This window comes from Brakhagea slesvicensis, from assembly GCF_052161625.1.
Lineage (GTDB): Bacteria > Planctomycetota > Planctomycetia > Pirellulales > Pirellulaceae > JBKCUI01.
Map to the genome: position 1 here is coordinate 5264849 of NZ_CP197412.1, position 26528 is coordinate 5291376.

The following is a 26528-nucleotide window of genomic DNA, read 5'->3' on the forward strand; positions in this document are numbered from 1 at the left end:
TCATGATCTGTAGCCTTTGCTCCCTGCTTTGCGACCAACCAGTCCTGCATGCCACCTGCCCTCTCCGCTTGCACGCGCTATCCAAAACCGCAGCGCCAGCGAGGGACCCGGTACCCCGATCCAAAACGTCGGCGAAGGAACTGTTGCGGACCGCGACATCGATTCACATCGGCGGTCGATTCCACTCCGTCGAGACCAGCCGGGCAGCGATCGAATTCGCCCGCGCTTATGGAGCTTCGATCGATGGTTCCCATCCATCGGGCATGTTCGATGCGACGCAAGCAATCGCGGCCCACGGCGCTTACCTGGCCTCCTTAGCCGAAGCTCGTTCGACCAGCGACTGCTTACTCATTGTCAATCCGAAAGGTTTGCGACAACACTTTCCGCAACTCCCCGCGGTCTTGAACAAGCGCCTAGCAGGCGGTGAGTACGGAGTGGATGCGAAACATTGTATTGCACCGAAGTCGGATTCTAGCGTCATACTGATCGGGAGTACCGACGAAAAACTGCAAGAGCATTGGAGCGAGCATTTTTCCCAGGTTCTTTCATATGATTGTGATGTCGATTCGCTGCCTCAGCTTCTCATGGGACTCGCCACCGAATCGCAGGCGGGGTGGGAAACGCAAGCGGAGTGGATGCAGAGGTTCGGCAGTGCAAGGTACCCGATGGTGGTTTGGGGAAGCATTGCACTCCCGATACCCGCAATCGATTTGTGGGCTGAACGCATGCAAACTTGGTATCTTCAATGGAACGAGCACTCGAGAAGCAGCGGATTGATGCTCTCGTCTCTTGCAAATGTCTTTCAACATGTTTGCACATGGCTGACAGGATTCCCTTCTCGCATCGACTTCTCATCGGACGAGATGCGTTGGGATCGCGAAGAGGCTTCGACTGCACGATGGTTGGAACGAAATCGAGACAACGATGAGGCCTTGTTGATTTGGGTCGACGAGTCCTCGCATGAGGAACCGATAGCCGATTGGAGGTCGAGGCCAGTGGATCGATTGCGAGTGATTGAATTGGTAGCGCACGGTCCCAATTGGCAGTCTGCCGATTTCGTTCCATCGGAAGAGCGACAGACGCGGCAACGAATCCCCATCGGACGACCAGGGGTCGATTATCCGGCTTCACTTCTTCGTGCAGACCAGGTGGTGATGGCCTATCCCGAAGCAGAAGCATCGCTTCGAGTTCCAGATCTGTTGCCATGCGATGCATGGTTGCGAAGCATGCTTCCTAAGGATCTTCAACCATGATCGTCCACCTCAAAAACGGGTATTGCATCGATGGAATGGGGCTCTCCGGCAAACAGGATTTGTATTTGAGGGATGGCGTCATCCACCACACCCCCCCGGAACACCAACCGGATAGCACGATTGACTTGAATGGTCACATTGTGATGGCAGGAGGAATCGACATGCACACCCACATCGGAGGTGGAAAAGTCAATTTGGCTCGATTGCTTCTGCCTGAATTGGTTGCGAGGAATGCGTCGGTCAGGGGATCGGAAGGTCGGGATCGTTGGAGCGAGCAGCGTCCCCTCACGTCGCCGGTTCCGCCAGCTAGTGAAATTGGATTGCGTTATCTCGAGATGGGATATACGACCTGCTTCGAGCCAGCTGTCCTTCCTGCAAACGCTCGGTATGCGCATCGAGAGATGTCCGATATTCCATGGTTGGATACGGGTGGCTATTTGATGTTAGGGAACGATCGCCTTCTGCTTGAGTGGATTGCGCAGCGCGCACCGCAGGCGCAGATCGATGCGTACGTGGCGACGATGCTCCGGCTTCATCAGTGCTGCGGAGTAAAGGTGGTGAACGCCGGTGGGATCGAGGCGTTCAAGTTCAATCAACGGCACTTGAATGTTGATCAAAAGGCGGCTCATTATCCGATTACGCCACGTGATATCTTGCGAACGCTGGCCCGCGCCGTCGATGGCATTGGACTTCCACATCCGCTCCATGTTCATTGCAGCAATCTCGGAACGGCTGGCAATATCGAATCCACGATGCAGACCCTTGAAGCCGTTGAGGGCCATCGTGTACACCTTACTCATGCTCAGTACCATTGCTACGGAAAGATCGGCCCACATGGCTACAGTTCCGAAGCCTCTCTATTAGCTGAGTATGTGAATTGGCATCCCCATGTCACAATCGATGTTGGGCAAGTCTTGTTCGGCCAAACGGTAACGATCTCTGGGGATACGATGCACCAACATCTCAACCGGAAGTTAGCCCGCCCACGAAAGGTGATCTTTCAAGACGCTGAGTGCCAAGCAGGCTGTGGCGTTGTCCCATTTCGGTACCGCCATGATCAGTATGTTCATGGTCTGCAATGGACCATCGGTCTCGAGCTCTGTTTGCGTATTCTAGATCCCGCGCGAGTGTTTCTGACGACCGACCACCCCAATGGAGGGCCTTTCACCGCATACCCACACTTGATCAAACTCTTGTCCAACTACGATTATCGGATGTCGATCTTCGATCAACTGCATCCGGATGTCCGAGCGACAAGTACGCTTCCCACGCTTAAACGAGAGTATACGTTAGAAGAAATCGCGATAATGACTCGCGTGGGGCCGGCTCGCATTCTAGGACTTGCTGACCGAGGTGCGTTGGCGGACGGCATGCAAGCAGATATCGCTGTCTACCAAAAACAATCCGATTTGGCTGCCATGTTCGGCAGTCCAACTTATGTATTTCGAAGAGGCGAACAAGTGCTTGCACCAGGGCGCCAGGTGATTGGGCAATCCAAAACGATCTTAAAGCAAACGATCGTAGCGCAATTACCCGTCGACGCCCATTATGGAGATTTGATCGATCGCGCTTACGTATCCTGTTACGGATATTCCCCTTCGTTCATTGCAATTTCGCCCGACGAGCTTCGAGGGGACTACCACGACATTGTCGAAGTAACGGCGAAATCGCACTGATCAGTCGTTTCTCGCGGGTGACTTTCAAATGATGGAAGCTCGCCGACGCATTATGGAGTGAGATTCTTCTGTTGCTTGAGGATTTCCCGTAGTGCAGCAACTTGTTCGGGAAACTCTGCGAAGAGATTTTTCGTTTGGCCTAGATCTTCGCGCAGGTTATAGAGCTCTCCCGCGTGGGGGTTAGGCTCAAACCCCATCTGCTTGTTGTACCAGTCGGGAACTTTGCTGACCCCGCCTGACTTCGTGTCGATGAGTATCCAATCTTCGTGCCGAACCGCGTAGCCATTGGGATTGGTATTGTGAATCAAGGTAGAGCGTTTCGATGGAGATTTACCACATAGGAATTCCCATTGGTCGATGCTATCTGGGGCGGAGCCCTCGGGAATGGCCGCGTCGACGAGCTTGGCAATGCTCGCGTAGAAATCGATTTGGCTCATCAATCCGTCTTGGACCTTTCCAGCAGGTATCGTGCCTTTCCATCGCGCGATGGTCGGGACTCGATGCCCTCCTTCCCAAAGGTCTCGCTTCAGTCCTCGAAGGGGCCCCATGCTTCGATGGTTGAATTTCCGAACCCGTTCGTACGCATAGTGTTCGGGGCCGTTGTCGGCGCTGAAGAGGATCAACGTGTTGTCGAGTAGCCCCTTCTTTTCTAACGCCTCGATCACCCGTCCCACGGAAGCGTCCGTTTGGGCAACGTAATCACCATAGCCACCCGCCTTGGAAACACCCTGAAAGGATTCGGTCGGGATAATCGGTGCGTGGGGGGAAGTGAAAGCGAAATAAAGAAAGAACGGTTCGTCTTGCTTTTGGCGTTCGATCCAGTCCTCCGCCTTTTTCGTAATGGTCGGCATCACAGCAAAGAAATCCCAATCTTTGACGGAGGGACCGGGACGGGCTTCCCAGTTTCCTTCCAACGTGGAGGGGATGATGTGGAGGGAAACGTTCGGAGGCGTGACGACTCGATCGTTCTCAAACCACGCATAGGGCGGGAAGTTTGGGACATCATCTCCGAAGTAATAGTCAAAACCGTGTGACAATGGGCCACCTGGAATTGGCTTCGACCAGTCGAAATCTTCGGATAGATACTCCACCTTGTTTGAATCAGGGTTTAAGCGAGGTTTCACGTCCGGTTTTCGGATTGCGTTCCAATCCCATCCAAGGTGCCATTTTCCGATGCAGGCTGTCGTGTAGCCTTTGCTCTTCAATAGTTCTGGAAGAGTGGTGGCATCCTCATCGATCACACTCGCATCAAATGAATTGACGATTCCATGAAATTTGCGCCAATGGTAACGGCCTTGCAACAACGCGTAGCGGCTTGGGGTGCAGATGCCGGACGAACTATGGCAATCGGTAAATCGCGTCCCTTCGGATGCGAGTCGATCCAAATTCGGTGTTGGGATTTTAGAGTCCGGGTTTTGGCCGGGAATGTCTCCGAATCCCATGTCGTCTGCATAGAGGATGACGATATTAGGAAGCTTGGACTCCGCAGCGTGCGATAGACTCTTGTTCAGGCCTATGAAGGATGAGAAGCAGATGGTGAGAGCGAGAAGCGATGTTAGGGGCGACCATTTCAACATGTTCGGTTACCTCAATTCTGTCGTCGAATCGGCTGTGATCGGAAGGGGTTCGAGTATACTCTAATCCCTCTCTGACGACGCCATCCCCATTCCTCCCTCCTAAACTCGCCATGAAAATAACCTCTCGAACTGGTGCAAGCGGATTTGGTCGCCTCCTCGCTTTGTCCTTCCTCGCATGGGCGTTCGCCATATGCCCGTGCAGCGCTCAACCTTTTTTTCTGGGCGGTTACGGAGATGGAATTTACAGTAGCTACCTCCATCAGGATGGTTCGATGGATGTCCCGAAGCTTTTAGCGAAGCAGAACAATGCGTCCTTTTTCTGTTTGCATCCACGTTTGCCGATTTTGTACGCTGTGACCGAAACGATGCGGGACGATCCGAATCATCCCGCCGCGGTCGTCGCCTATCGTTTTGATGCAAATGCCATGCACCAAAAACAGGACGCGTCGCTGAAGGAAGTGAATCGTCAACGGATCGATGGCGACATTCCTTGCCATGTCACCACCGACAGTCAAGGACGCTACTTGGTTATCGCCAACTACACCAATGGATCGGTCGTCGTGTACCCAATTCAAGCAGATGGGTCGATTGGAAACGAGAGCTGCAACGTCGTTCACACCGTGGTTGAGGGAAAGAAGCGATCGAACGGCCATTGCAGCGCCTTTTCGCCAAACGATCGTTTTGTCTTGGTCTGTGATTTGGGGCTTGATCGGGTTTTTGTTTACGAAATGGATTACGAAACAGGCAAGCTGAAGCCCGGCGCATTTCCTTTTCTAGAGTTGCCTGCGGGGGCAGGTCCCAGGCATTTGAGTTTTCATCCGGATGGCAAAAGAGTTTTCATCATCAACGAAACCAACCTGACGATGACTTCCGCCGATTGGGATGCCGCGACCGGACGTTTGGCCGTTATTCATCACGAGCCAACGGTACCAGAAGGGGTGGATCGCAAAGGTTTTTCGACGGCGGAGGTGCTTGTGCACCCATCGGGCCGGTATGTATACGGAAGCAATCGGGGGCATGACACAATCGCAGTGATGGAATTGGATCGCGACTCCGGACGGTTGGAACGGACGGCGACCGTCCCAACGCTTGGTAAGACCCCGAGGAATTTCCGATTCGACCCGACCGGCAAATGGTTGCTTGCTGAAAACCAGACCAGCAACACGATCTACACATTCGCCGTTGACCCAGCTTCGGGGCAATTGACCCCGACTCAAAAGAAGGTGGATGTCAAAGCGCCAGCTTGCATTCGATTCGTACCTGAGTTTGTTTCTAAGTAATCAAATTCATGGCATTGAGCTCATGGCATTGAGCTCAAGTAGTCTCGCTAGATTCCGCCAGGGGTTGTGTCGGTGGGGACTGGCTCGACCGCAAGATTCTTAAGGTAGGTCGCAATCGCAGCGTCGCATTGCGACTGCAGTCTATCGGGGGAGTCCGAATTCATCGCGATTTCGCAGAGTTCAGGAATAATCGCGTAATGGCTGTCGATCGCTTGTTGTTGAACGATTGGCCAAAGGACTTTTGCTAGATCAGGATGCGCCGTGGACCATTCGTCCCAATGTCGGTCTGCACCGACGCCGCGTGCTTCCAGAAGCGTTTGCAGGATGGAGGGAGGACGCTGCTCCGAGGCAGCCCCTTCGGAGACTTGCAGGATATCCCATCGCGGACTTGCCGTGGAGGCGGTGAGGTGTTGAAGAACAGGTTTGGTGACGGGGGAGCTCGCTGGTCCCAAAACCGTTGCCGAAAGTCGGATTTTTGTCCCTGGAATCCGCCGATAGGAAAAGCTTCGAACTTGAAAAGTTTGTGGGGAAAATTCGGTGCCGCTGATTTGGGTCCCCACCAACAAATAGAGGGAAAGAAAGAGCAAACCGACAATAAAGATCAATATGGCCGAGACCGAGAGAAGCCGCCGGGTTCCGGCAGGGGCTTTGGGCGATCTATTCGGTTGCTTATTCATGGCATGTCCGATCTTTTCGTACGATCACATCGGGTCTGGATCCCAAACCGGTTCGAGCGGTATCTTACGGGAGTGGACGGGTCGTCTCCAGTCCACTGTCAAGGAAAGGCTGCCGGCTAATCGTTCCGAGGAGAATGGGAATGCGAGAGCGAATGAATGGAAAGGGAATCGTGGTACCCTACTATTCCTTGCCATTCTTGATGGTTCAAGGCCACGGCGTTGGCGTTAGCCGCCCTTTCGATGCGGAAGCCAGCCATCGCCGCAGTTCCTTGCGATATCGATCGATCGTCGTGGACCGACAGAATAGGCCCGACGTTGGGTTGTCAAGAAACGGACTCGCCCCGACAGCAATCGAGGATTTCTCGGGGGGAGTCGAGCCAGCTGCTCGCCCCGAGCCCATTCCACCGAGTAAACAATCCGTGTTGGAGGCAATACTGTTTATTTCTAAAGAGCCGTTGTCGGCTCGCAAGCTAGCCATGTTGGCGGAACTCTCCGATCCGACCGAAGCGAGAACATTAGCAAAATCCTTGAACGAGCAATACGACCAGCAGGACTACTCCTTTCGCATTGAGGAGGTCGCCGGAGGATTGCAGTTGCTAACTCGTCCCCAGTTCTCGCGTTGGATCCGTCGCTTAGAACTCGCCCCCGGTGAGGTTTTGCTCAGTCAAGGGATGCTGGAAACCCTTTCGATCATCGCGTACCGTCAGCCGGTGGAGCGGGCGGAGATCGAGGCCATTCGGGGAGTTAGCTCGGATGAGGTGCTGCGACAATTGATGCAGCGGGATTTGGTTCGCATCGCTGGCCGGTTAGAAGATCTCGGCAGGCCCTACCTATACGGGACAACACGCAAATTTTTACAAGTCTTTGGGCTTCAATCCTTGGAATATCTTCCGAGGGCGCAAAAGATTCGCGAAGCGGAAGCCGAAATTGCATCAAGACTTGCGGACCAGACGCCAACTGCTCAAGATATGGCCCCTCAGCGAGTCGAGGAGTAGCAACGACCCATCCCAAAACAGGTCAGAAAAGTATCAACTTTTCCGTCCTCAGGGTCAGTGTTCAACCCCCGAATGCCCGCTAAGATAGTCCTACTTGTTTGCGAAGAGAACCTCACGTACGACGGATAGATTAAGGAGTTCACCTGTGAAGATGACGCTAACCGCACGAGAGTTGTCAACGATGTCAACATCCGAGCAGTTAACCTGGGAATTCGCATCTTGGTCCCCTAGCGGCCAAACATTCGTCATGTCTGACGAAGGCGAAGATTTCGAGGACGAGGACGAGCTCGAAGACGAAGACGACGACTTCGAAGACGAGGAAGATGAGGAGTTCGACGACGAGGATGAACTCGACGACGAAGAGGATGAGGAATTCGACGATGACGAAGAAGAAGAGGAAGACGACGACCTAGAAGACGAGGAGTGGGAAGAGGTCGAGGAAGACGACGACGAGGAGGAAGACGAGGAGTCCGACGAGGAAGAAGAAGACGAAGAGGATGATTGGGACGACGAGGACGACGACTGGGATGACGACGACGACGAAGACGAGGATGAAGAAGAAGAAGAGTGGGATTGATCTCGTTACCTTGGAGGGGATCAGCCGCAGTGTACATGTTTGTCGAAGCAGCCCTTTCATGGTCGCATCTTGAAGGTCGCGGTAACGGCCTCGGCCGTTCGCTGAGAAGCCCTTTCCTTCCTCGATTCCTTGCTATACTTGAGGAAAAGGGTTTCACGAAGCTCTTGATTTCCCTCCGCGACAAGCCAGCGATCTGCTAGTCAAACCATGCCAAACGCAACTTGCTTTCTTCTTGCGTACGCGCTGGTGTTGTTGCTGGAATTTGCACGTTGGCGACCACTTTCCAGCCATTGGGATCGGCGATTGCGGGTTTCTCTTGTGATCGCCATGGGCGTTGCGTTGTTCACGCATACGCTTTACCTGCTTGAACGGGCTTTGATCGGTTACCGAGCCGAAACCAGTTGGACTGCCATCTCGTGGCACGACTGGGCTGTTCTCGCCAGCTGGGCGTTGGGGGCAACTTATTCCTTTTTGTTGCTCCGACGTGGTAATAGCCGAATTGGGGTCTTTGTCCTTCCAATTGTCTTGTTGCTTGTAGGGGGAGCAATTGCTCTTCCTCCTGAGGTGGGGGTGCAAACCGATTCGGCTGCTTCGGCGTGGCGATTTGCGCACGGGCTTGGGATGGCCGCCGGCACGGTATTGGTGTCGCTCGGGTTCTCGATGGGGGTGATGTATTTTCTGCATTCGTCCCGACTCAAAAGTAAGCGACCACTCCAATCCCGATTCCCTCTCCCTTCTTTGGAGTATTTGCGATCGTCGGGACGGGTCTGTTTGATCGGTAGCGCCGCCTCAATTGGGTTCGGGATGGTGTCCGGCGTGATCATGAATTTGACCCAGGACGGGAGAGTTGAGTGGCTGGATCGCGGAATTCTCTTTTCGGCAGGACTATTTGTTTGGCTAGTTATCGCGTCCCTCGCGCAGTGGCTTTTGGCCAGGCGTGGATCAGGGCATGCGATTGCATGGATGAATGTCTTGTCCTTTCTTATTGTCGCCATCGCCGTATTGCTCGTTTTGAGTACGCCGCACGGTGGCAATCAGCCAGGCAATCCATCTGGAAATCGCTCAAACGAGAGTCGTTCGAATCGCGCCTTCCAATCGGGTGAGGTTCCATGAAGATTCGAATGATCGGCTGCAGCCATCACTCGACGCCGGTGGAAATTCGCGAGCGATTCTCGTTCACCGAGCAGCAAAGCGATGCGGCCCTGAACCTTCTCAAGGACCAGTATGCCGACTGCGAAGCGGTGCTTTTGAGCACTTGCAATCGCGTCGAACTCTACGTGGGGGCTTCGAGCGATGCTTCCTTGCCGACAACCGAACAACTCGTGGAATTCGTTGTTCAGTTTCACGGTCTCCCGAAGGAATCCCATCACGGTTACTTTTTGCAACTCGATGGCGAGCAGGCGATGGAGCACCTCTTTTCTGTCGCGAGCAGTATCGATTCGCTCATCGTTGGGGAATCGCAGATCGCCTCTCAAGTCCACGAGTCTTATGAACGGGCGGTTTTGAAAGGGTTTGCGGGGCCCGCTCTCCATGCCGCCTTTCAACATGCCAATCAAGTCGCCAAGCGGGTCACCAACGAAACCGAAATCCATCGGCGACGGATCAGCGTCCCCAGCGTGGCAGTGAGTGAGGTGGCCTCGGAGTTCTTCGAGCGCTTCGACGACAAACATGTCGTTCTAATCGGGAGTGGCGAGATGGGGCGAGAAACCTTGATCTACCTCCACAACGCCGGCGCCTCGCATGTTTCCATCGTCAACCGCTCGTTGGAGAACGCCGAGAAACTCGCATCGGAATTCGGCGTTCGCGCTTATCCCTGGAGCGATTTGGAGAAACAGATTGCCAGTGCGGATCTGATCGTCAGCACCACCGGGGCAACGGAACCGATTGTTACCGAAAGCAGCTTTCGCAAGATGCTCGACGTCCGAAGCAAGGGGACCTTGCTGATCCTCGACCTCGCCGTTCCTCGGGATTTTGAACCCTCCATCGGTAGGCTCCCCGACGTTTACCTCTACTCCGTCGATGATCTCCAAGCGGTTTGCGACAGGAATCGCAATTTGCGAGAGCAGCAGCTCCCTCGTGCGCGACGAATTATCGTTGAGGAAGTCGATCGCATCATGTCCGATTGGCAACACCGCGCGTCGGGGGATACGATCCGGGCTCTCCGGGAGCGAGCCTCCCAAATACGCGAATCGGAATTAGCACGATTGCTCGCAAAGCAACCGATGCAATCGATTACCCCGGACATGCAGCAGGAAATCAATCACGCATTCGATCGCCTCGTAAACAAACTGCTGCACCAACCATTGCAGTCGATTCGGGAAGTCGCCCATGTCGAACAACGCGACTCCCTGGTTTCCGCGTTGCGAAAACTCTTTCAGATTCGGTAGTGAACAGTTTCACCCCACTATCGGGACGACACGATCTCCGTTGTATGTCCCTTTCGTTTCGATAGCTGTAGTTTATCGGCTAAGAATTCCACGACCGCTTGCGCTTCGCGACGCGAGGACAATACCGAGAGCATGGTAACCCGCTTCGGTTGTCCGCGCACGGTCAAAACAACGTCCCAGCGTTCTGCTGCCGTGTTGTGGACCACTTGATGGCTCCCGATCTGACAGTCATCGGAAGATGGGCAAGTTCCCCGGGTCCGAAATCCAAAGACCCCCGATTCGTATCGAATTTGGTAGTGGGGACGTTTCTGGAGGGCCGCAAGCTTTCGCTTGTCCTGATTTTCAGGTCTTGGCTGGGGAATGAAGCGAAGGTGGCATCGCCAAGTCCACAAATCGTAAAGTCCATAGAGCCCCATTGCCAGGAATACACCGGGAAAGACGGCTACGAACAATGCCGTGCTCCAGGGCCGAATTGCGAGCAGGACCCAAACAACGGGCCCAAGGCAAATGGCGGAGAACACAAGCAATCCCAGGAAGTAAGACTGCTTCCAATGCGAAAAGGTCCATCGAATTTCACCGTCGGCCGAGATCGTTTCGCGCATGTGATACCTCGCAACGACTTGTTCCGGATCGACTCGGTCGATGAAGGGCTCGACAAGCGATTCGTCAGGCTGGTAGTGAAGCTGACTTTCGGAGGTTCGAAATACAGGGACGATAAACGAGGATTGCATCCCCGGCAGGCCATCTTTCGTACTCGCGGACAGCTCCCAATACACGGGCTGCTGCGATAGGAAATCGGTCTGAACACACGAATAAGGGATGGCGAACGAGAAAGGAATAGCTGTGGTGCCCAATCGCGGGGCTTGGAGAGTTTGCGAAAGATGCAATGTCTCGCTCCAAATGGTCTCGGAGTAATTTTGCGTCTTCGTTTGACCGTTCTTGCGCGTTTTGCGTTGCATCGATTTCGTGCACCGCAACGTAATCGCGTATAGGGTCCCTTCTGGAAAGACTTCGTGCAGGATTACCGCGCCACTCAATGGCCCCCCGATGATGCCCGGCACGTCCGCCAACTTCAATTCGGCCCTGTTCCACTTCCTACCCATCCAGAACATTCGGACGACCAACAACCACACGACGGTCGCCGCGATCGCGATGCCGTAACCTACGTTCGTCGCCTTGCCAATCGCGAATGGCCAAGCAATCAGCAGCAACGCCAGGAACAGAATCCCCGCGACTCTCCAGCCTGCTCGATTGCTCAACACGATGTGTTTACGTGCCCAGTCGCTGCGAGCAAGCCACGGTTTGTCCGGATTCTTTCGGAATCCCTGGCGAATACTTTCCGTAGCCAGCCACCACTGTGGAAGTAGGAGGAAAACGAGGGCAACAAAGATGGGCCATGAAACCATCAAGAACGCATTGGCAAGTTCAGGCCAATCGGCTGGCTGCCCCTGCAAGGCTGGTTGCCCCTGCAAGAAAGGGAGCAACTGGTTTTGAAATGGCGCCCACTGCTTGTACGTCCAGTACAGAAATGGAATGGATAACAATTGGATGCACCGGCCTATTAACTGAGACGGCCACGCGTGGGGATGACGTTCGTAATCGGATTCCATAGTTTTTGAATAAGTCTTCAAGAATCACTCGCCGAATGATTGCAGATTCGCAGTGAGCAGATCGAGCAGATCGAGCAACGAATCTGGATTAGGGGATGGGTTGAACCGGTATCGATTGGCTTGTTACCCATGCTTCATCAAACGCAACGTGTTTCATACTCTTTCCTTGGGGGACAAAGTAGCTGTAGACTGCGTGAATCGTCCCATCTTTTCCTTGAATGATCGCAGGGTAGTGATACGAGTGGCCAGGCGAATCTTCCAGATGTTTGGTCTATCGCCAACTCTTCCCCTCATCTTCGGAAACGGAGACGGCCAAGCGGTGGCGGCCGTCGAGCGTATCGTTGTAAATAAGCATCCAACGGCCATTTTGCAATCGGACGGCATCGAGACCGGATCCTGGATTGGCGAGCTCGGAAGAGAAGGCATCGGTCCACGATTCCCCTTGGTCTCGCGATTCACAGATGCGGATCTTGCCAGTGAATCCATTCTCCCGCATGTATGCGACCAAGGTCCCGTCCTGACGTTCGACAACAGCCGGTTGTATGTTTCCGTATCCGATCAACGGTCCGCTTGCTCGCCACGTTAGACCACCATCGTCGCTGATCGCCATCAGGGATATCGAGAAGGTATCGGTGTAGAGCGGGAGAAGAATTCGCCCGGATCGGAGCACAGTCGGTTTGCAGCGCGGTTGCCAGCCCAAGCGTTGGTAGAGCTTGTCGTTCAAACGACTCTTGACCAACTCGACGCCAGCTTGTTGTTTGGCATCGAGCTGAATGTTATTGCTCTGGAGAAACTTATCCAGCTTTCCAAGAACTTCCGGACCGAAATCCTTTGGTTTGAGAAACAGCGTCTCTCGGCGTTTCCACTGGGGAGAGCCGGTGCCAGAATAGTCCGTCGAAACGGCCACCTGGGTCAAGCATGATTCCCACGTGTTGGCGAGGATTACGGGCCAAAACAAAAACAGTTGGCCATTTTGATCGACCATCATGCACGTATTGCAATCGGGGAGTTCGGGGGTGTCGACCATAAGGAATGGTTCGGACCATTTGGCTTCACCGGGCTTTTTTCGGCTTCCGAGGACCTTGACGTCATCCGCCTTCCGTTCGCCCGAGCCGCGATACCAGGAAACGAGCAACTCACCGTCGGGCAATTCGACAATCCCAGGTGCATGATTGTGTTGCGCGTCCAGCGGAAAGATGAGCTCCTCTTTTCGATCTTCGGCTCGACAGGTTTCGAGGGATAAAAAAGAGATGGATGCGATGAGGCACGACGCGAAAAGTGATGGGGAATGCTTCATGATCAAGGCGTAGAGGTCGCTTGGAGAGAATCGGAATTACTTTGCAGTCCGTTCTAACATGGACTGGTTGAAAACAGCTGCATCAATCTAGCAATTCCATATGCCTGGATGTAGGAATCGAAATGGAGGGGCGCGATCTTTTAGGTCTTTTCCGACGAGGTAGGGTTTTTGTCTATAATGGGGGCCCGCGATCCGAGTATCCAAGATGGGATGCTATTCGTTTCGACGTTCAACCTTCCCGCTTTTCCCCACCTGAATTGAGGAATTTCACCATCATGCAACGCAGATCTTTTCTTGCAAACAGCTCAGCCGGGCTGGCCGCGGTTGGCATAGCCCAGGCGACCAGTACGGTGACGGCGTCCTTCGATGACAAGCCGACGGTTATCGGAATCATGGGCTGTTCTCGCGGTCGAGACTTGCTCCGAGATTTCTTGAAGATGTCGAATGTTCGCGTGAAGTACGTCTGCGATCCAGATTCCGGTCGACTGGCTGGAGCGGCGAAGGTGGCCACCGATGCGGGGCAGAAGACGGAGGCCATCGCTGACTTCCGAAAGATTCTTGATGACAAAGAAGTGGATGCACTGATTTGTGCGGCTCCTAATCACTGGCATGGTCCTGCGACCATCATGGGTTGCAACGCGGGAAAGCATGTTTACGTCGAAAAGCCTGCTTGCCATAACCCTCAGGAAGGGGAGTGGATGGTCGCTGCGGCAGCGAAGGCAAATCGATGCGTTCAAGTCGGTACGCAGCGCCGCAGCGGACCTGGATACCAAGAGGCGATCGCAAAGCTCCACGCGGGGGTTCTCGGAAAGGTCTACTTGTCCCGCTGTTTCTTCAATCGATTGCGAGGATCGATTGGATCTGGCAAGGACGAAGCACCACCCGACACGCTGGGATATGATCTATGGCAAGGTCCTGCACCGAAGCGTCCCTACCGTTCGAATGTAGTCCATTACAACTGGCACTGGTTCTGGCATTGGGGCAATGGAGAACTCGGCAATAATGGCGTTCACGGGCTCGATGTGTGCCGATGGGGCTTGCAAGTCGATTACCCAATCCGAACCGTTTCCAGCGGCGGCCGCTACTGCTACCAAGACGATCAAGAAACGCCCGACACTCAACAGGTAGCTTGGGAGTTCGAAGGAGGAAAGCAAATCACCTACCAAGGGCTTTCTTGCACCCAACATCCTCCCGGCGCGCTCGTCTCCTTTTACGGAACAGATGGCTATATGGAAATCGATGGGGATGGCGTCTACTCGATCTACGACACGAAGAATAAGCTGGTCGAGTCAGGTGGCAAAAAGGCTTGGGGGCAAGAAGAGCATCTGAAGAACTTCATCGATGCCATTCGAGCGAATGATCCCAAGATGCTCGCGCAACCCATTCTGAGCGGCCACCAAAGCACCCTCCTCTGCCACTTGGGCAACATCGCCCAGCGGGCGGGAGAAGTGGTGAAAACAAGCGCGAAGAACGGAAAGTGGGCCGATGGGTCACTGCCGAACGAATATTGGCGCCGTGAGTACGATCCACAGTGGGAGAAGTGGATTGTCTCGTGAAGACTGCGGTAGCGTAGATCCGTCCGAATCCAGCTCCCTTTCAACCCATTCGCCGCTGCGAGATGCACGAACCCATCTTTTGATGCGAGAGTTCGAAACCAATTGGCCTTTGAACGAGTGGGCGACTCATATCGTCCTCGTCGGGGTCAGCGGTGGCTCGGATAGCATGGCATTGCTCGAGTTAATCGTTCGCCATGCTGTTGACCTGGATCGGGTTAAGGTTCTTCATTGCAACCACGGTTTGCGCGGAGAAGAGAGCGACCTTGACGAGTCCTTCGTCCTCGAGACGTGTTTGGAGCGAGGAGTCGAATGTCTGTCGGTGCGGTTGGATCCCGCCGAACGAACTTCTTCAAGTGAAGAGGCGTTAAGACGACTGCGATTGAAGCATTACGTTGAGGCTGCTAAGGAATTCGGTGCGCGTTGGATTGCGCTAGGCCACCACCGAGATGACAATCTCGAAACGTTCTTTCTTCGACTCTTTCGCGGTTCAGGCCCTCGTGGACTTTCTGGGATCCCATTGCGTCGATCGATTCCCTCGCTGGACGGTCGAACGCTAGAGATCGTTCGTCCGTTGCTTTCGATGCCGAAAGCGGAATTGCAAGCATGGGTCGTAGAACAAGGAATTCCATTTAGGGAGGACTCCAGCAATCGGCTTGGAATCTACCAACGGAATCGCCTTCGGAACGAATTAATCCCGGTCCTGGATTCCCTTTATGGGCAGGGCTGGCGAAAGCATGTCATGCAAGTCATGGAATCGATGACGAGCCAGACACAGGAAAGCGAACTCGAAGCTAGTCGCATCTTGGCTGATCACTGGAATCGCGATGTGGCAACGACGGATGTGACTCTTCCGCTATCGGTTCTTCAGCGAACTGATTGGAACGTCACGCGTGAAATCGTCGTAGCCATATGGCATACCCAGCATTGGTCACTCCGCCCCTGGACACGCAAACACTGGCATCGGCTACAACAATTCTTCGCGGTTGCCTCTCAAACGCCCCACCCACAACGCATCGAGTTGCCCGGCAAGATCGTGGCGAAAGTTCGCAGAGGAATGGTCTCCTTCGAACAAATTACAGATGCGTAATCCGTCCCTTGGATGAACGCTTCGAGATCGGCGACGATCTGCGTATCAAAATGTTATCGAGGAGGGTAATCAAACTGGCCAGGAGCAGCGCCCCGGCCAAGAGCCATAGACCTGTCGCAACCCAAGAAACACATGCGAGAAAACCCAATAGTTTGTCGGGAGCACTTTGCCATATCCAGCCGAGGATCAAGATGGAAGCGATCAGGATGGTGGAACCGAGCCAATAAGCGATTGCAATGGATTCGTCCCCTAACGACCGTTGGTTCACTTCGCTACTAACGAATTTTGGCAATGCTGGAAGAACCTCTATCCGAGTCCACCGAAGTTGCGGCCAACGGCTGTTCAAGCCCCCCAGAAACTCTTCCACCGCCTCGAGAGTCGAGGCATCGATTCCGGCAGGGCGATCTGTTTCTAATTCCCCGAAAGGTTCAATCACAGCCCGAATCACGTCCAATATCCAACGATGTGCGAAGCTGCCCTCCTCGATCGTGGAAGGAACCCATTCCAGAGACGCTTGCAGGAGCTCAAGTGTCCGCAGCAAACGATCGTCACCAGCGAGCAACTCGGGTGCTTCTCGGTGTTTTGGAACGACGGGGATCGATCCCTCTTCCAAGTCGGCGGTTTCCACGGAAAATGCGATATACGCAGGGAATCCCAATGGGAGCCTGGGGAGTTGGAGAGTGACTGTTTCGTCCTGTTGCTCCCAAGGTACCACTTCACCGTTTACTTGGACGTCGATGACTTGAACGCCTGCGAGGAGAACGAAATTTCTAGAATTTTCCGTTCCTGAAATCCAATAATCCACTCGTGTGATAGCGGGACGATCGACTTGGAGTGGTTTCTGCCAAACCGTGACGAACTCCAGGGGCTGATTCGTATCGTCGCTTGCCCCTGACGGGCCACGTTGTAGATCCGTCTTGCTCAATTGGTGTTGTGTGAGCCAATCTTTGATCATCGCGGTTGGAAAGGCGATCGACGGCTGGTCGATGACTCGGAATCGTTCCGAACTCGCGACGAGAGCCTCGAGTTGCTTTTCGGAAAGGGTCAACTGCAGAGACCAATCGACAGATTGGTCCGTTGGTTCTGCTGTGTTCATATCGATCTGCCACCAGCTGAAGTCGCTGATAGGGCTGGGGATTTGTGCGATCGGTCTATCGCATCGAACACTTTCGTAGGCACCAGTCGGAAGCTCGATCATAAGTTTGGACCTGGTTGCTTGCGAAACATCGTTCCGGCCCCTGACGATGACATCGATGCGATCGCCCGTACCATTGGGTTCGATTTCCCACCGAACATCGGATACTTGAAGTGGTCTTCGGATCTTCCATTGAATGCGATCGGACTGCGCGAGCATGGCAATGGGGTTGCTCGTACCTTTGCCGATGTAACTGCGAACGGACCCATCTTGTGAAGTGATTTGTATGGAACAGAGTTCGCTGGCTGCGATGTCGATCGACTGCGATTGTTCGGCGATCGTTAAGACAGGGCTTGTCACCCAAGGCACTTCGACCTCGAACTCCGAGTTTCGCTTCTCAGCGCGAAGTTCAATTTCATAGTTTTCCGTTAATTGACGTTCCGCGAACAGTTGCACTCGATTGGGACTTTGGGGCCCCTGGGAGCCGTCCAAGTTCTGTACGACGTGTAGGTTTCCAAGACGGTTGCGGTGAGACGCATCGGTGACAATGAAACCTCGCGGCAGAATCAGTTCCAGGCTATCGGAATTGGTCGTCCCTAACGTATCAATCCGGACATTGATGGATTGGGTCTCCGGAAGGAGTGTCCACCGGGTTGAAACGCGGGCCTGCATCGTTGGAACCGCAGAAACTCTCTTCAACGCCCCGAAACCTCCGCTCGGCGGAAAGCGAAGAGACGAAGCGCGCGGGTTGGAACTGTTTTGCAGCTCAGGCCAATCCAGTCGTTCTCTCTCGTTGATTGCAGGGATCCAAGTACTGACTTGTTCCAGGTTCCACTCCGAGCCGGGGAATCTCGCATAGCGCAGGGTGTTCGGGCGTACTCGGCGATCCACGCATTCAGCAAACAGTACGTTCAACGCCAAAAGCGATTTGTCGCGAAGTCCCCACAATATGGGGATCTCGAATTGCGATTGCGACAACAATTCCCGGTCCACTTCGAACACATAACGACGCCGCGAAAAGGTGCTGGCCGGCCTTATATCGACCAGGGTGACTCCCCCCCAGCGGTTTCCGATCGGTTGCCATGGATCATCGGCCTCCATTTCAAATGTCCGTTCCCAATTCGATCCTTCCGGAATTCGCAACACCGTTTTGGCGCGAACGTTTGAATTCTGGAGGAACAACTCAATATTGAGAGAGGGGGGAGTCAAAGCGTTGGATGGGGGCGGGACCGTCAGGTTGTTCGCAAGCTGAAAGCGAGTCGATCCACGAAGCGAAACCTTGTTCCCCAATGCGACCAAATAGCGTCCCGGAGAGGGGTTGGTAATCCCCCCCATCGAGTCGACATCGATTTGAATCGTTGGGTCGAGCGACTCGACCTCTACAAACGCATTGGGGCACGGAAGTAACCCCAGTTCAAAGGACTGGGTCGTTGCCTCATCGCCCCGGCCCGATAGGTTCGAAGCGTTCTCTTGTGTCACCCATTTAGGACTGAGTGTCAATTGAACGACACGTCTCCCCGCGCGCTCCGGGACCCACTCGATCCCCTCTGGTTTGTGTTGGTATCGCACGACATCTTGATCATCGACCATGATGCGAATCAACGACGCTTGAGAAGTTGCGACAGGAAACTGAATGGGTACCCCTGCCTTGCCGATCCAAAGGTCGTAAAGCATGGTGATCTGATCCGGAATCGCAGTAGGCCGATTTCGAAAATTGACTTTCCATTGGTAGCGGGATGAATAAAGAAGGTAGTCCGTCGAGGGTGTTCCCTTCAGCGCCGACAACAACTGATTCGGCACATAGATCGAATCTCGAAGCACTTCGCCGTTGCTGTCGAGTGGGAAGAGAATATCAACGTTTGACCCGGGCGCGAGATTGTCGTTCGCTTGTCCGAGCACGTTGCTGGATAATGGCAGCGTCAAACAGAAGGCAAGCAACAGTCGCACCGCTGAAATGGCTTCGATTTCTCTGCTCGCGTTGGAGCCTTCCCAGTTGGAATGCGAAGGTCGACCAGAGTGGACTTGCCGTGTTCTCTTTTTCTGCAAGGAGGCCAAGATCGCAGAGGTGATAAGCCCCATAAAAAGCCCGCTACCTATCATTCCAACCAGTTGCTCTCCTTGCCATTGCGTTATCGCGAAACCGATCGATACCACCACAGCAAGCAACAAAACAAGTGCTTGCACCCAAGCGGATTTTCCTCGTAGGACGACCGGAAGCACGATAAACACAAGCATTGCAAGTCCTCGAACCGCACGATGCAACCTCCCATCCACCAGGACGATGGTCGCCGGCGTGTCCGTACTACGGACCGAATCGACGTGCGTCCAGTCTGCAAACCGAAGTGCCGCATCAGGATCAGGTAATCCCAGTTCCGGACGTGAATCCGACAAAGGGGGAACCTCGAATGCATCACCCGAGAGGAATGCGATCGATTCTCTCCACCATCGGAATCCGGATTCCGGTTCCCAGACCACGAGATTTTCCGTTTTCGCGTCGCTTTGGTTTGCAAGCGAACTATGCATTGGCAGCCAAAAATGAGTCATACTTGGCAGCCTGGATTGGTTGAGCCAGATGACAGGAGCTGTGTGCGTTGATCCTTTCCATCGTTGGATCCATGACAAAGGAAAGGGGGAACGTTCGGTGGAGTCGGCGGTAAATTCGAGGACTTCCGTGTACAACCGCGTTGTGTGTTGGGTCGCCTTCGGGTCGGTTTGAATCTGGCCGGATCGAATCCGAATCTTGCCGCTCTCTCTATCGGGCTGGACCCAGAGATCGTCCGCATCTGTCAGCCATCGAATCGATGTGATATCGATCTCCCATCCTGGATCGATTGCGACTTCGTAATCGGTGGGACCAATCGGGGGCAACGAAAGTTGGGCGACCAACCGTTTCACGCCATCGGAGTCGATGAGAAAATGCGCCACCAATTGTGCCGCAGGATTGGTGGGAGCGGCCGAGCTCTTCGAGCTTCGAACTGTCAGCGGGATGCGGTAATCGAGCCTTTCGCCTTGGAGTTGCCCTTGTGCGTCCAATTGCCACGTATCCCGATCCCCCATTCCCTCGACGGTTACCAATCCGTCGGATAGTTCGATCGTATGTTGGACTTGGATGGTCGCATCGAACTCTGGCAACGGAATGGACGTGTTGAGTTCCTCCATGGGGATTTGGTTCTCTAGTGAGACCGAGAGCGCCGGAAGATCAGGCCCAATGCGAATTGAGAATGCCTCGCTCTTTGCGTCCATAGGAAGAACTTCGAGCCATTCCTCAGAAATCTTGGTTCCAAGTGATGGGGGTGTGGAGCGGCCGATCATCCAGCGTTGCGGTAGCTTTGGAATATGAATCGATATCCGCTGCTTTCGATTGACAGGTTCCCAGTCCAATCGATGCTTCACCTGGAGACGCCGGTTGTCGATTTGATCGACCTTCGTCCGTACCTTCACTTTTGTTGGACGTTCTATTCGCCTCTCTTGGATGACCAGTCTGTTGTCGTTCCATCGCCATATCGCAGATTTCTCCGACGCAGTAATAAAGGACCGTTCTCCGGAGGCAAGGGAATCGAGAGGTACCGACGAGAGATGTTGGAGATTCGATAGAGTCAAATAGTTTGGGATGTTCTCCGCCACAAGCCAATGTTCAATCGAAGCTCCGGCAATCCGTATCCACCCTTGTGAAGATTCCGAGAGAGCCCGAAAGGTTCTTGTCTCGCCCGCAAGCGACTCCTGAGGATCGAGTTGAATGTCAACTGCGCCCAGTACTCCGGCTAAATTCTCTTGGGTTAAACGAATAGAAACACGCGGGGAATCCGGTTTCGATACGACTTCCCATGGAATCGTTCGCTTGGTCTCCGACTCGAGGACGTCCAAAATCCCCCACCCAGATTCAAGTTCCAGGACCAGATCTTGTGAGAACAATCGCTTAGCAGCCTCATTCGTTGGGACAACACGCCCCCAAAACGCGACGCTCCCATCAGACCCCATGATTTTATTGAAGACACGAAACGCCGGAGTGCGAGGATTAGACGTCATCTCAAGGCGAATCGTACATGGTTGGTCCCACCACTGAAACCGCAGGATGTTCGGGGCTGTCGATTCTAAGAATTGGCTTCCTGGAGCGGTGATCGATGCCAATTTATGGTGGTTCCCCAAAACCACTTGGCTTTCACCCCGAAAAACGAATGCTTTGTCGAGCGCCAATTCAGGCAATGGCAAAGGGCTTTGCAACGCATCACCCGAGCGAGCTGAGACGGTGGTCGGAGCCGCAGGGTAGAGCCAAGGCTCCGCGCGATACGACCACTCCACGATCAATTGCAGCCGCCCAGCTCTCGGGGGTATCAAGTTGCTTAATGCGCTCCCAGATACTTGGACCCATTCTCCATCGTGGCTCCAGTCCAATTCCTTTCCGGCTGCTGACACGCGCCGGACCTTGCCGGGCGATTCCAGTTTGAAACGCAATATTTTTTCAAGAGAGGGCGCATCCCATTGAAGCTCCATGGTAGCCCTGCAGTCGAGGAATGGATCGCTAAACCGATACTCGTTCAGCTGTTCAAGCACGAGATGCTCGAACGAAGACCCTTTCGAGCCTACGCTCTTGCCGTTCTCGTTTCCGAATCCCGGAGTGACCACTTCAAACGAAACATTCTCTACGCCTCCGAGCTCGATAAGCCATAGCGAGTTGGAGGCTGAATCCAGACTGGTTCGTTCGAAACCTGGGCGAACTTCGGCGGGCACTCGGCTCAATCGTGCGTCGATTTCATTGGCATTCTGGATAAGCCTCGCCGGAACATTCGCCCGTACGACTTGCGTGTTCGGCGGCAAGGTCAGAAGAAGACAGCTGTTGGTGCAACGCGGGATAGCCGTCTCGTATCGGAGGGAGGAAGTGGGGAGTGTCTGCCCACGAAGCGTCCAGCTGAACGGAAAGTCAATCGGACTACTCGCCGCAGCAAGCGAATCGCTATGAAGCTTCAAAAGTGGAGTACCCGATTCGTCGAATCCCCATTGCGGTTCCGATCGGCGAACTCCCGCAGCCAGCCTTGGATCGGAAGGAGCGGGAGAAACAGCGCGTTCCGCTCCTGGAGTGAGAGCCAATCCCCACGGAGCAAGCCGCAGTCTCTCAGAAAGCATCGAGCCCCTGGAGACGCGCAGTAACGATCGACTGGAAACCAAATCGGGGCCCACTAAACGTGCTGAATAAATGGCATCGAGCAGCTCCGGCGGACGGATGGGACTCACCGTTTTGGAGTCCGCCGCTTGAAAGGGCTTTAGTAACTCGGAAATCTCCTCCAACGATCGGGTCGTGTACCGAAGGTCCAAACCTTCCAGTTGATTGAGGTCCTCCAAAGGCAAAAAAACGCGCCGGTAAGGAAGCTCGCTCTTCTTGGAGGACTCCTGCTCCTGGGCTAAGCCTGTTTGGGCAAACTCAACGAGAAACAAAGCGAGAAGAAATACGAGCCATGTCCTCCAAGGAGCGATTCCCATCGAGGCGATGTGCTTCGTCATTCGGACAGAGCTCATGGCCGGCTCCCGTGCGAACCCGTATCCCCAACAACCGGACTACCAGCAATCACCTCTGCACCAGGAGCAATGGTGGTAAGAACGGACTTGGAAGCACTACCGGATGGCGACTCGCCACGCGAGTCCATGCGTGATCCCGATACCGAGCCCGCGAATGTTCCTCGACCTGCAAAGACACTTTTCTTTCTGGCATTTCGATCGAGGATCCACTCGACGAATGCGTAAATCAACAGTATCGCACACGACACGACCATTGACTGCGTGACCAGGATGGTGATATCGAGCGACCATGAAATCAAACCAGCCAAGAGCGGGATCGCAATGACGATCACTAACGCTCTTCTATTCCATCCATTTTTCAAAAGTAGCGAACTCAATGCCAAGGTGAGCAGAGCGAGCGGGGTCCATAACAGGAATCGAGGTACGAAGGTCGCATGAACAGCCTCTTTGGTATCAAGTGAAATGAGGGAGTACTGATTGACCTGTTGCCCAATGTCGGGTTGCACCGAAGCTCCCATCTCTTTTTCCAGATCGCTTTGTGATCTCGAATCTTGTCTTGCCATCCAAACTTGGTTCCAACTCCATTGGTAGTCGGGCAAGAGTGAGTCCGATGTAGAAATCAGATGCTCGGAAGAAGGCGTGACCAATTGCCAAACAGACGGGGCCCGCTCGAGATTACTGTTCAAAATGCGAACCTTGGGCATCTCAATCTTCTTCCACCATGAGCCTGGATTCGATGGCCACGAGAAGAGTTCTAAAACAAACGTGTTCTCGCTATCGGCCCCCAATGGATTCCCTACATCATTCGGCAACCGCGGGGCGTTGCTCAAGTCGATCCGGAAAGAGTTCTGTCCGGATGCTAAGAGTGACAGCTCGCAGGGGGCATGATTCAGCACAGCCTCGACATCTTCCGAGAGGGAGGTATCGAGTTGGATTTCTAACGTAGGTTGGGAGGTCCTGAATTTGGCTACATACCGGTGGCGATTCGTTCCTGGTTTGGTAATGGTTTGTATCCATACACGCTCGACGTTCACCGAGTGGGCGATTTGATTTTGCTCTGGCACCAAGGTGACATCGAGCCAAGGGGCATCGAGAGGAAAGGTGAGCTTTGTTTGCGACCACAAATCTTCCCCGATACGAATCTCGGTTTGGGAACGGCTTAACACGGTGGTGTTCAACAAGACCCGCGTGCTCGGACGGCATTGGAGCAGGCCGACTGGATTCCCATATCGAATGGGAGCCTTCAAGTTGGGAGAATCGAGATGGGCAAAGATTTGTCGAAGCGAATCGGCCTCGTCTGGATTGCGAGGAGGAGGACGAAGTGCCCCCAGGGTAACGAGCCATGTGAAATCACCTGTGGCTGTTAAATAGACTTGCTGAGGAATTTCAATACGTGTCCATTCCACATGGTCTTTCAGACTTGGGTACTTGTCGCCCCAAAGTCGAGCTTCGTCCACGGGGAGTCGCTCCATTTTCGTGATGGCGACACCGTTGACATTGAGGTCGATTGCGGAAGTAAACGTTGATGACTCGGAGTCGGCGATCCAGCTTTTGGGAACGGCAAGCAGCAAATGGTCTGGAAACGTACCCCGGATTTGTAGCAACCAATCTTGCTCCACCTTCCATGAACTTTCCAAGGCGGTCGCGCGAAGAGTACTAGTTCCCTCGATAAAAGGCTCAAGTGGGATCGATAGGAATTCGCAGCGAGTCGATGCCTTATCACCGCGCAGCTGCAATCCGAGCGAGAATCGAGGAATGCCTTCCCGCGGATTGATCATCCTCGCATCTCGCAACGCTTGCTCCAAGGTGGAAGCCGCGACCGTGGTCAGGGACCAACGACTTCCCTCCGCCTGAACATTGGTTGGTGCAAGACTCGCAAGCGAAGAGAATAGAGATAGATTGCCCGATGGGCTCCAAGTCGATCGCTGCTGACTCGATTCGTTCAACCAAGTGAGCGTCGGCAATTCGAATCCCAACGAGGAGGGGGAATCAGATGCCTCTCCCTCTGTCTTCGGTGCACGGGTCTTGTGAGACATCCTCAGTTGTATACGCCGCGTCGGAGAGCCCTCGGTGGTTGCTGTCGAAGCAGTCGTGCCCGTCGTTGCGTCGTTGGCTTCTGCCCAATCGCTTAAACTCAATGGGATAATCGTATTGTTACCCGCTGCGGCATCCGCGTCGGTGAAAGCCAATTCCCGCCCAGTTGATGCGACAGTCACTCGTTCGACGTCCCAGCCCTTGCTTTCCAACTGCAGAAAAGGGAAGCCACGCGGGTCGTCTCGAAACTCAAGCGTTCCAGTCAATTGCCATCGGTCGGGAAAAAGCCAAACGCGATAGTCCATGCGAATCGAGGGCGTGATTTGCGGTTCGAGCAATCGACAACGGAGTGACGTGGCTTGTTCGGATATGCGGAATGAATGCTGGATAAGATCGTTGGACTCCGGTGCAACGGTGCGCTTGTTGAATTCCACACCTGCCTGAGAATCCCACAACAACGTTCGCGAACGCGGCAATACCAGCTCGACATTTCCCGCATGACGCTCCACTCCTGCTACCAGTGGTATCGAGAACAGATTATCGGATTCCACCTTGGGGGATTCCCAAGTCCAGTCGAGAGGAAACTCCAGCTCGAATCGGGAAACGGATTCGTCGATCATCAAATTGAAGGATTGCGAGCCATCTTCGTTGCTGCCGAGGGAATTCAGCCGGTATCCAGCGACGGGTGGTACCTCTCCGGAGGCATCCTTGGCAACTCCACCTTTCGGGAGTTGGATGAGGAACTGTCGTCCACCAAGCCGTTTGGGGCCTCGAATGGTGATCCGAGAGCTAGCGTCAAATTTGGGGCTACCCGGAGATTGTGTGAACTTGGTTACGCTGATCGCTTCGGTCGCTTGGACACTGTCGGATGCGGCTCGACGCGTCCAGATCAAGTCGATGGAGCCGCCCGAGGCGCGGATACGGTAATGGGTGAAAGGAGCGGCGCCTGGAATCGGCTCGACAACTTCGGATCCCGCTCCGGTTACATTGAGATCCCACTCCCCTTCGGGCAGATGTACATCCACCACAGCCGTCGCGGTGGGAAGATCCAATCGGACTTGACTGGACTGAACGGTTGTTTGCACTTTGGCAACGGCTTGAAACGATAGCGACCGTTCTAGAAGATCGGACGGCTCCAGTCTCCACTGGTAGCCTGTCGCAACCGAGGCCAGACCGATCGCGAACGGGGAATTGTCTTCGGGGGGGAGCATTTGAATGGCTCCGAGAGCCAGCGGCACACTTCCCCATTTCCGATTCGGAGTCGTCAGTCTCGCTTTCGCCAACCCGCGGATCTTCGCGACGTTTTCGTCGATTCGAAGATCCAAATTGAGAGTCTCCAAGATGGCTTGGCTGTCGGCGGTGGCTTCGTTCGATGCCTTCAGGAATCGTTCGAACTCCTCGAATCGGACTTTCGGAACTAGGACCGATTCTCCCTTTTCATTCTTCAGGAGTACAAGATCAGGACGCAATCCCTCGGGAACGCTTTGCAGTAAATCATCGGCCGGCGGCATCGGCATGAGCTCCGGCTCCTGCGCCACAAGTCCCGAGGCGTGCACTAGCGATATTCCTGCAAGGCCGCACGCGAGCAACAAAACCCAATGGAAGAAGGCCGTCAAGGGTCGCGACCTAGCTCTGCGATCCGTTGACGGTTGTTGAAGCACAATATCTGCCTTGGGGAGGAGCTCGGAATCCACATAGTCTCAGACATCCTATTCTACGCAATCAGCAAGGTCAGTTGAACGAGGCATCGCGTCCAAGTGAAAAATGGGATCCACTCCTCCCGTTACAGCCCGCTCGATCGGCTTAATCGGACTCCTACAGCCTTGACAAATGACTGCGGGATCTGATTTTCCAAGTCCAGCAATTTCGGGTGGAG

The 26528-nt window shown here is 54.1% G+C and carries 15 protein-coding genes; 9 read left to right on the forward strand and 6 right to left on the reverse strand.

All coding sequences use genetic code 11. The features are described 5' to 3' along the window. Positions 1-2: 2 nt before the first annotated feature. Both SH467x_RS20105 and SH467x_RS20110 read left to right on the forward strand, forming a co-directional pair. The gene (locus tag SH467x_RS20105) at positions 3-1253 is read left to right on the forward strand and encodes a molybdopterin-binding domain-containing protein (protein WP_482368873.1); all 1251 of its coding nucleotides are present in this window, start codon (positions 3-5) and stop codon (positions 1251-1253) included. Continuing rightward, on the forward strand, positions 1250-2929 hold the full coding sequence (locus SH467x_RS20110; RefSeq protein ID WP_482368874.1) for a formylmethanofuran dehydrogenase subunit A: 1680 nt from the start codon (positions 1250-1252) through the stop codon (positions 2927-2929). Before SH467x_RS20105 ends, SH467x_RS20110 begins: the two co-directional genes overlap by 4 nt. A 50-nt stretch (positions 2930-2979) precedes the next feature. Here SH467x_RS20110 and SH467x_RS20115 read toward each other — a convergent pair whose 3' ends face one another. After that, positions 2980-4506, reverse strand: coding sequence for a sulfatase family protein (locus SH467x_RS20115; protein WP_482368875.1), 1527 nt, complete (start codon positions 4504-4506; stop codon positions 2980-2982). A 110-nt stretch (positions 4507-4616) separates the two neighbouring features. On the opposite strand from SH467x_RS20115, the gene SH467x_RS20120 reads away from it, so the two are divergent. Next, positions 4617-5786, forward strand: a complete 1170-nt coding sequence (locus SH467x_RS20120) for a lactonase family protein (RefSeq protein WP_482368876.1) — start codon at positions 4617-4619, stop codon at positions 5784-5786. A gap of 47 nt (positions 5787-5833) precedes the next feature. On the opposite strand, the gene SH467x_RS20125 is transcribed toward SH467x_RS20120, so the two are convergent. After that, on the reverse strand, positions 5834-6463 hold the full coding sequence (locus SH467x_RS20125; protein ID WP_482368877.1) for a hypothetical protein: 630 nt from the start codon (positions 6461-6463) through the stop codon (positions 5834-5836). 140 nt (positions 6464-6603) lie between these two features. Here SH467x_RS20125 and scpB point away from each other — a divergent pair, with 140 nt between their 5' ends. The 4 genes from scpB to hemA all read left to right on the forward strand — a co-directional run bounded on the left by scpB (position 6604) and on the right by hemA (position 10422). Next, positions 6604-7458: an SMC-Scp complex subunit ScpB gene (gene scpB, locus SH467x_RS20130; protein ID WP_482368878.1), complete on the forward strand. Its 855-nt coding sequence runs from the start codon at positions 6604-6606 to the stop codon at positions 7456-7458. Positions 7459-7705: 247 nt separating this feature from the next. Further along, positions 7706-8035 (forward strand): hypothetical protein, encoded by a 330-nt coding sequence (locus SH467x_RS20135; RefSeq protein ID WP_482368879.1) that lies wholly within the window; start codon positions 7706-7708, stop codon positions 8033-8035. A 207-nt stretch (positions 8036-8242) separates the two neighbouring features. After that, positions 8243-9148, forward strand: coding sequence for a hypothetical protein (locus tag SH467x_RS20140; protein ID WP_482368880.1), 906 nt, complete (start codon positions 8243-8245; stop codon positions 9146-9148). Continuing rightward, complete coding sequence (hemA, locus tag SH467x_RS20145) at positions 9145-10422, forward strand: glutamyl-tRNA reductase (RefSeq protein ID WP_482368881.1); 1278 nt, start codon at positions 9145-9147, stop codon at positions 10420-10422. The genes SH467x_RS20140 and hemA overlap by 4 nt, the downstream gene beginning before the upstream one ends. A 17-nt stretch (positions 10423-10439) precedes the next feature. On the opposite strand, the gene SH467x_RS20150 is transcribed toward hemA, so the two are convergent. Both SH467x_RS20150 and SH467x_RS20155 read right to left on the reverse strand, forming a co-directional pair. After that, complete coding sequence (locus SH467x_RS20150; RefSeq protein WP_482368882.1) at positions 10440-12032, reverse strand: hypothetical protein; 1593 nt, start codon at positions 12030-12032, stop codon at positions 10440-10442. Positions 12033-12303: 271 nt separating this feature from the next. Further along, positions 12304-13329, reverse strand: coding sequence for a sialidase family protein (locus SH467x_RS20155; protein ID WP_482368883.1), 1026 nt, complete (start codon positions 13327-13329; stop codon positions 12304-12306). A gap of 275 nt (positions 13330-13604) precedes the next feature. Here SH467x_RS20155 and SH467x_RS20160 point away from each other — a divergent pair, with 275 nt between their 5' ends. Beyond that, complete coding sequence (locus SH467x_RS20160; RefSeq protein WP_482368884.1) at positions 13605-14885, forward strand: Gfo/Idh/MocA family protein; 1281 nt, start codon at positions 13605-13607, stop codon at positions 14883-14885. Beyond that, positions 14875-15972 carry a tRNA lysidine(34) synthetase TilS gene (gene tilS, locus SH467x_RS20165; protein ID WP_482368885.1) on the forward strand — a complete coding sequence of 366 codons (1098 nt, stop codon included), beginning with the start codon at positions 14875-14877 and terminating at the stop codon, positions 15970-15972. The genes SH467x_RS20160 and tilS overlap by 11 nt, the downstream gene beginning before the upstream one ends. Here the strand turns inward: tilS and SH467x_RS20170 are convergent. Both SH467x_RS20170 and SH467x_RS20175 read right to left on the reverse strand, forming a co-directional pair. After that, positions 15959-22618 (reverse strand): hypothetical protein, encoded by a 6660-nt coding sequence (locus SH467x_RS20170; protein WP_482368886.1) that lies wholly within the window; start codon positions 22616-22618, stop codon positions 15959-15961. The genes tilS and SH467x_RS20170 overlap by 14 nt on opposite strands. Beyond that, positions 22615-26169 (reverse strand): hypothetical protein, encoded by a 3555-nt coding sequence (locus SH467x_RS20175; protein ID WP_482368887.1) that lies wholly within the window; start codon positions 26167-26169, stop codon positions 22615-22617. The genes SH467x_RS20170 and SH467x_RS20175 overlap by 4 nt, the downstream gene beginning before the upstream one ends. Positions 26170-26528 lie beyond the last annotated feature (359 nt).

Excerpts from the sequence above, each read along its gene's own strand:
- SH467x_RS20105 (WP_482368873.1), top strand. The coding sequence starts at position 3 with ATGATCTGTAGCCTTTGCTCCCTGCTTTGCGACCAACCAGTCCTGCAT.
- SH467x_RS20110 (WP_482368874.1), top strand. The coding sequence starts at position 1,250 with ATGATCGTCCACCTCAAAAACGGGTATTGCATCGATGGAATGGGGCTC.
- SH467x_RS20115 (WP_482368875.1), bottom strand. The coding sequence starts at position 4,506 with ATGTTGAAATGGTCGCCCCTAACATCGCTTCTCGCTCTCACCATCTGC.
- SH467x_RS20120 (WP_482368876.1), top strand. The coding sequence starts at position 4,617 with ATGAAAATAACCTCTCGAACTGGTGCAAGCGGATTTGGTCGCCTCCTC.
- SH467x_RS20125 (WP_482368877.1), bottom strand. The coding sequence starts at position 6,463 with ATGAATAAGCAACCGAATAGATCGCCCAAAGCCCCTGCCGGAACCCGG.
- scpB (WP_482368878.1), top strand. The coding sequence starts at position 6,604 with ATGCGAGAGCGAATGAATGGAAAGGGAATCGTGGTACCCTACTATTCC.
- SH467x_RS20135 (WP_482368879.1), top strand. The coding sequence starts at position 7,706 with ATGTCTGACGAAGGCGAAGATTTCGAGGACGAGGACGAGCTCGAAGAC.
- SH467x_RS20140 (WP_482368880.1), top strand. The coding sequence starts at position 8,243 with ATGCCAAACGCAACTTGCTTTCTTCTTGCGTACGCGCTGGTGTTGTTG.
- hemA (WP_482368881.1), top strand. The coding sequence starts at position 9,145 with ATGAAGATTCGAATGATCGGCTGCAGCCATCACTCGACGCCGGTGGAA.
- SH467x_RS20150 (WP_482368882.1), bottom strand. The coding sequence starts at position 12,032 with ATGGAATCCGATTACGAACGTCATCCCCACGCGTGGCCGTCTCAGTTA.
- SH467x_RS20155 (WP_482368883.1), bottom strand. The coding sequence starts at position 13,329 with ATGAAGCATTCCCCATCACTTTTCGCGTCGTGCCTCATCGCATCCATC.
- SH467x_RS20160 (WP_482368884.1), top strand. The coding sequence starts at position 13,605 with ATGCAACGCAGATCTTTTCTTGCAAACAGCTCAGCCGGGCTGGCCGCG.
- SH467x_RS20170 (WP_482368886.1), bottom strand. The coding sequence starts at position 22,618 with ATGAGCTCTGTCCGAATGACGAAGCACATCGCCTCGATGGGAATCGCT.
- SH467x_RS20175 (WP_482368887.1), bottom strand. The coding sequence starts at position 26,169 with ATGCCGATGCCGCCGGCCGATGATTTACTGCAAAGCGTTCCCGAGGGA.